The following is a 6116-nucleotide window of genomic DNA, read 5'->3' as shown; positions in this document are numbered from 1 at the left end:
GGCGAGCGCGGTCATCTTCTTGCCGGCCTCGTAGACGTTCTTGCCGTCCTCGAGATAGCCCTCCTGGTCGAAATGCATGATCTCGATCTTCTCGGTTTCCTTCATTTGTCTCTCCTTTCTGGGGTTGTTTCCACATCCCCCATGCCAACGGGCATCAAAACCCGCTTACATTCCGTAACACTCAGCCGCTTTGGCCTTAAGCGCATTGACTGACTCTTCGTAGCCCTCTGCCTTGACCTCCATTTGCTTGGAGACGGTATCGAGATACGGGTGCACGTTCCATGACTTCAGACGCTCGGCAATCATGGCCGCAATCGTCTGGAAGAACACAAGATTGGGAATTGCGCTGAGCAGCGGAGCCACCTGAGGCACCGCAACCTCGTGAGCCCTACCCTTGGGATGGGCCGTGAGCAGCACCGTTTTTGCCGTAACGTTCGATAGCGCATCGGCGATATTCGCAAGACGCTCCGACCCCTGCGGATCGTCGACGATAAACACCAGATAGCCCGGAACGATCTGCATCTCGGGACCGTGGACGAACTCCTCGCCTTCGTGATGCATGGCAGGAATCTTGATGGTCTCGCTCAGCTTGAGCGCTGCCTCCTCGGCAACACCATAGTTGGGGCCGTTGCCGACGACCATGGCGGGCATGTGCTCAGAAAGCTCGAGCATGTGATCTTGGACATATGCCTCGGCGGTCTTGCACATCACGGCATTAGCCTGGATAGCCTCGCGCAGGTCATCAAGACGCTGAGCAACGCCCTTGGCGTCAATCGTTCCGCGCGCCTGACCGCCGTAAATACCAAAGAGCACCAGGTACTCAACGAGAACCTCGACGCCCAGAGTCACAAAGTCCACCGACTCGACACCCACACCGTAGTCAAGAACGATGTCAGCGTGTTCCTTGATGGGTGCCTCGACGTTTGCCGTGAGCGCAACTGCAGCCATATCGTGTGCACGCATGTAATCGAGCGCCGCAATCGTATTGGTCGAATAGCCGCTCTGCGAGACGGCGATGTTGAGCGCATGCTGCGGATAGGTGTGTTCAAAATCGACGAAGGCCTCGGGCGTCACAACGGACACCTGCATCTGCAGCGCATCTTGCAGGTAATCGCGGGCGCAATCGGCGGCATGGCGCGACGAACCCGAAGCAACGATGCGCAGTGCATCAAAAGAACCGGACTGGAAAATATCAACGAGCTGCGCTACCAGCTCAGACGAACGCTCGAGGTTCTCCCCCATACGCACATGGGCAAGCTGAACGTAATCGAGCATCTTCATCGTCTCACCTCGTAACAAATCATTAGTATTTGATACCAATCACAGTTACAGGTTACGGCTTTTTGATACCTCTTTGTCGATTAATTTATCCCCATCGGCGAACGGTCGATTTTGAGCCATGTAAGGTTGTATATACGGTCTGCTCAACGAATCAAAATTCCGTCAACTTTTCAGCCCGTTATGCAAAAAACCAGCTAGTACGTATAGGTATATCCACCCGCATCACCGCGGTTAAACGACTTGACGTACTCGATCGCCTGGCCGCTCGCATCGAAGCTTACGCACTCCAGCGTCAAGGCAAGATCACCCTGCTCCAGTCCAAGCAGGCCGGCATCTCGTGCGCCCAGCGCTTCGATATCGAGCTTTTCCTGTGCCATAACTGGCTTTCGGCCCAGCATCTCATAGGTCTCGTACAAGCTGAAGACCGACACGTCAATATCTTCGATGGTTGGGAACAGCAGGCAGGGAATCAGCGCCGTCTCGATCGATACGGGGCTACCGTTTATGCAGTTCAGGCGTCGAATTGAATAGAGCAGGTCGTCCTCGGCGATGCCAAACAGGTCAGCGTAGTATGGCCCCGCATAACGCTTGGAACGTGCGAGAATACGGACGGACGGCTCGCCGCCCGAAGCACGGACCGATTCACGGAAACCGCCCGTGCGTTCAAAAAAAGCAGGTACTTTCTGCGCCACAAAGGCACCTTTCCCCCGAACACGGCGAATCTGCCCGCGCCGAACCAGCTCATCGACAGCGCTTCGGATGGTCAAGCGTGTCGTACCAAATTCCTCGGCGAGGTCTTTTTCGGACGGAATCATGGAACCCGTGGGATATGTACCGCGCTCGATACGCTCCTCGATGCGGCGTCGAATGCGCATATAAACCGGGGTGGCATCTACTGTTTCAGCCATTGTTCACCTGCCACACTCCTCATGCCGTTCTCTTCGCCGTTATCGGCAAAGCGAAACTTTGTGGGCAAAATCACCGATTTGCAATGCTCCACAAAACGCATGTCCTTATCAAATTCAATCGAGCTCTCATAGAACACCGGCGTTCCCTCTTCTTGCTGGAGCAGCTCGGCCTCTTCGACGTTCAAACGCGAGATAGAGATATGCTCACGTCCATGCTCAACACGCACGCCGCCTTCTTTGAGCAAGACATCGTAAAGGCTCTCGCACTCAAAATCGTGCTCGGTAAGCGATGGGCACAGGGACAGGTTAACGTGAGCGGTCTCGATTGACGCCGGCTCGCCCTCAATAAGTCGAACGCGCTGCATGCGGAGCAAAGGAGCGCCTACAGACACCCCAAGCTTGTCGGCAAGCGCCTCATCCGCCTCGATGGTCCCGGTGGAAACCAGACGAGAAGAGGGGTGCAGACCGGCAGTCCGCACAGCATCGGAAAAGTTATACGTTTCCTGAAAGATGTTTAGCGGCTTGGGAGGACACACATACGTACCCGATCCGCGACGGCTCTCGAGCGTTCCACACGAGATGAGCCGCGTGATACCGGCACGCAACGCTGTACGCGAAACGCCAATCTCTTCGCACAGCACGCGCTCGGCCGGCAGGCGATCCCCGCCGGCAAGCTGATGGTGCTGGATATACCAAAGAATTCCCTCAACAGCACGATCTTTGGGGGGAATTGCATAAGATTCGCCTGCCATTGCACAGACTCCTCATTCAGAAACGTATGCCGCCAAAATTAGGCCAGCCCTCCCATGGCATCAAATTCGGCCTTGATCTTCTCGGCGACATTCCGATACGACTTATATAGACTTGAATCGCGTTTAACTTCGTCGGTCATAACGGGAATCTCTAATTTGGAAACCTCGTCTTTTCCCGTCTGAACCGCCACAACAACGCCCATACCAAGACACATATTACGCTTGGCAGCGTTTATTTTCGCCGCCTTGGCAGGATTTGCCAGGATACGCTGGGCAAATTCCTGTTTTGAAGTCACTTCCTCGGCCTCCGGATCGCCCGCCTCGGCTACTTCGCACTGCAACACGTCCGCATAGTCAAAAATCTTAGGCTCTGCACCACGCTGATGCACGGCCCACTTGCGACGCGTGGCATCCTGGTAGATAGCCGGCAAAAACGTAAACCGCGGCGGGTCCAAAATCGTATCCGTGATGGTAAACACATCGGGATCAAAGGCATCCTGCGGGTTTTTCTTCTTGAACAGCCCCATATCAGCCTCCCGTACTAGCATTAAACAACTCAAGCTGAATATAGCACCAATTTCAAGCCACTGCCTTACCCTATCGGTGCGCGGCGTCTATGGCTCGCCCAGCGGAAGAGTTAACGGACGAGGGCCGGGGTGCCTGCCTTGTTTTGAGAAGTGGGCTCCGCGAACTTCTCAACACAAGGCAGGCACCCCGGCCCCGCCGGCAAATAGCGGACACTCCGCATGCAATCTATGCAAACAAACAAGTACGCTTAGCTACATTCGGTAAGTTCGAGCACGCTGTCCTTAACGATAAGTGCCGGCTCCAGAACGACCTCTTCGGCACGCCTACCGCCCCTACCGGCAAGACGCTTGGACATGCAGCCAAAAGCATGCTCCGCAAGGACACCAGGATCCTGCTCAATCGCGGTCAGCGCCGGCTCAAAGAGAACGTCGGCCGCCGAGTTGTCATAGCTCACCACCGAGATATCGCCCGGGATGCTCTTCCCCATCTCGTGCAAGCGCTTAAGCAAACCGAGGGCAATGTTATCCGAGCTTGCGAACACGGCGGTGGCGTCAGTTGCGAGTACCGCCTCCGAGGCCTCGTATGCGCTCGGAATGTAGTACTCGCTCTCAAACTCCAAACGCGCGTCGATTGGCAGGCCAACCTCGCGCAGCGCGCGCTCATAGCCGGCAAGTCGTTTGCGACCCGTATTGGAACGGCGTGCGTTAACCAGACAGGCGATGCGGCGATGATCCTGCTCAATTAGATACCGCGTGGCCATGTAGCCACCCATCTCGTGGTCGAACATCACCTTGTCGCACTCGAGTCCTTCAATGGCACGATCGACCATCACGGCAGGGATGGGTAGATGGCTGACCTCTTCGCGCAGGGCGCGGTCGTCGGAGAACTCGTCACCCACCACCAAAAAGACACCGTCGACGCCGCGCGTCACCAGCTGACGCAGCAGCTCAAGATCGTCGTCGGCACTTCCGCCCGAGCTGGTAATGAAGAGCGCATAGCCGTCCTCGCGGCAGCGCTTTTCCAAGCTGCCGGCAAGCGAGGCAAAAAAGCGGCTCTCGATGTTAGGGACGATAAGGCCTAGCGTGCGCGACTCGCGCATGACCAGGCTACGCGCAATCTGGTTGGGAACATAGTGGTTGCGCGCCGCGACCTCCTTGATGAGCTTGCGGTTTTCTTCTGAGATGCGACAGGGCCGATTATTGAGCACAAGCGAGACCGACGAGGGGGAAAGCCCCACCTCCTGGGCGATCTGCTTGAGGGTGACTTTGTTGGCCATCTCGCTCCTTCCGGGTTTACGCGCAATCTCTTGAAAGTATAGCGACTACCCCTCTACCTCGGTGATAAACACTTTACCAATCCGGTAGACGGCTGTTTTATCGCCGCAAGCGCACCAAATTCGTCCGGGTGGGGTATATTGCAATCGATTGATGACGACGACCACCAAAAGGCGGATATTCGTATGCACGAGAACGACTTTTTTAACGAGGACCTGCTGTGCGCGCTTGCTGGCGTTGCCGGCGAGGACAACGTACTGATGAGCGAGCCCATGCGCGAGCACACCACGTTTAAGATCGGCGGCCCGGCCGACGTCTTTGTCACGCCCGATACCGAGCAGGGCCTCGTCGCCACGCTCGATACCTGTTATCGCTGCGATTTGCCCCTCACCATCGTGGGCAACGGCTCCGACTTGCTCGTCGGCGACAAGGGCATCCGCGGCGTTGTCGTGGCGCTGGGCAAGGGCCTCTCCGACATTACGGTCGACGGCACGCACGTCACGGCGGCAGCCGGCGCCTTGCTTTCCGATGTCGCTGCGACGGCAGCCGAGGCCGGCCTCACCGGCATGGAGCCCATCTCGGGTATCCCCGGATCGGTCGGCGGCGCCTGCTACATGAACGCCGGTGCCTACGGTGCCTGCATGGCCGATGTGCTGGAGTCCGTGCGCGTCTACAAACCCGCTCGCCAGCTCGACGATGGCACCCGCGGCAGCGGCAACATCATCGAGTTCGATGTCGACGAACTCAACCTGGGCTATCGCAAGAGCCGCATCGCCGACGACGGCTTCATCGTACTTTCGGCCACTTTCAATCTCGCCCCGGGCAACGCCGCGATGATTAAGGCCGACATGGACGACTACCGCCAGCGCCGCGAGGACAAGCAGCCGCTCGACATGCCGAGTGCTGGCTCCACTTTCAAGCGCCCCGAGGGTTACTTTGCCGGCAAACTCATCATGGATGCCGGCCTGCGAGGACACGCCGTTGGCGGCGCGCAGGTGAGCGAGAAGCACTGCGGCTTCATCGTCAACGCCGACCACGCCACCGCCGCCGACGTCGACGAACTCATCCGCCACATCCAAACAACCGTCAAAGACCAATTCAACGTAGACCTAGAACCCGAAGTCCACCGAGTCGGCGAATTTTTATAGCCTGCCCACCGCGATCCACTTTAATTAATAACGGGACAAGTGATCTAGCTCACTTGTCCCGTTATCATTTATTTGCGAAGAACATCGGCTAGCCGCAGGATTGAAATCATCGACCGATAAGTGAGTTCCACTTTTTCGCCCGCAAGCAGTCGTTTCGAGCCAATCTCATCTAGCCCCACAAGCCGAGAAAACAGCGGGTCGCTCATCGTGCCCTCGTCAATTGAC

At 56.9% G+C, this 6116-nt stretch carries 6 protein-coding genes; 1 reads left to right on the top strand and 5 read right to left on the bottom strand.

Going from position 1 to position 6116, the window contains the following annotated elements; genetic code table 11:
• Positions 1–165 precede the first annotated feature (165 nt).
• The 5 genes from DW645_RS08845 to DW645_RS08825 form a co-directional block, all read right to left on the bottom strand.
• Positions 166–1281, bottom strand: coding sequence for an SIS domain-containing protein (locus DW645_RS08845; protein WP_117638249.1), 1116 nt, complete (start codon positions 1279–1281; stop codon positions 166–168).
• A 194-nt stretch (positions 1282–1475) separates the two neighbouring features.
• A complete protein-coding gene (locus tag DW645_RS08840) occupies positions 1476–2189 on the bottom strand; it encodes a GntR family transcriptional regulator (protein ID WP_117648564.1) in 714 nt (237 codons plus the stop codon).
• Entirely contained in the window at positions 2174–2941 is a 768-nt protein-coding gene (locus DW645_RS08835) for a GntR family transcriptional regulator (protein ID WP_117648565.1), read from the bottom strand. The genes DW645_RS08840 and DW645_RS08835 overlap by 16 nt, the downstream gene beginning before the upstream one ends.
• Positions 2942–2979: 38 nt before the next feature.
• The gene (locus tag DW645_RS08830; protein ID WP_117648566.1) at positions 2980–3468 is read right to left on the bottom strand and encodes a hypothetical protein; all 489 of its coding nucleotides are present in this window, start codon (positions 3466–3468) and stop codon (positions 2980–2982) included.
• Positions 3469–3716: 248 nt separating this feature from the next.
• Positions 3717–4745 (bottom strand): LacI family DNA-binding transcriptional regulator, encoded by a 1029-nt coding sequence (locus DW645_RS08825; RefSeq protein ID WP_118227270.1) that lies wholly within the window; start codon positions 4743–4745, stop codon positions 3717–3719.
• A gap of 183 nt (positions 4746–4928) precedes the next feature.
• On the opposite strand from DW645_RS08825, the gene murB reads away from it, so the two are divergent.
• Positions 4929–5891 (top strand): UDP-N-acetylmuramate dehydrogenase, encoded by a 963-nt coding sequence (gene murB, locus DW645_RS08820; protein ID WP_118227269.1) that lies wholly within the window; start codon positions 4929–4931, stop codon positions 5889–5891.
• Positions 5892–6116: the final 225 nt, after the last annotated feature.

The organism is Collinsella sp. AM23-17, assembly GCF_003470945.1.
GTDB classification, from domain to species: Bacteria; Actinomycetota; Coriobacteriia; order Coriobacteriales; family Coriobacteriaceae; genus Collinsella; species Collinsella aerofaciens_O.
Note: the sequence above shows the minus strand (reverse complement) of the source record. Positions and strands in the feature narration are given on the sequence as shown.

What these genes read in the sequence shown, in the direction of transcription:
- DW645_RS08845 (WP_117638249.1), bottom strand. Translation starts at nt 1,281, where the DNA reads ATGAAGATGCTCGATTACGTTCAGCTTGCCCATGTGCGTATGGGGGAG.
- DW645_RS08840 (WP_117648564.1), bottom strand. Translation starts at nt 2,189, where the DNA reads ATGGCTGAAACAGTAGATGCCACCCCGGTTTATATGCGCATTCGACGC.
- DW645_RS08835 (WP_117648565.1), bottom strand. Translation starts at nt 2,941, where the DNA reads ATGGCAGGCGAATCTTATGCAATTCCCCCCAAAGATCGTGCTGTTGAG.
- DW645_RS08830 (WP_117648566.1), bottom strand. Translation starts at nt 3,468, where the DNA reads ATGGGGCTGTTCAAGAAGAAAAACCCGCAGGATGCCTTTGATCCCGAT.
- DW645_RS08825 (WP_118227270.1), bottom strand. Translation starts at nt 4,745, where the DNA reads ATGGCCAACAAAGTCACCCTCAAGCAGATCGCCCAGGAGGTGGGGCTT.
- murB (WP_118227269.1), top strand. Translation starts at nt 4,929, where the DNA reads ATGCACGAGAACGACTTTTTTAACGAGGACCTGCTGTGCGCGCTTGCT.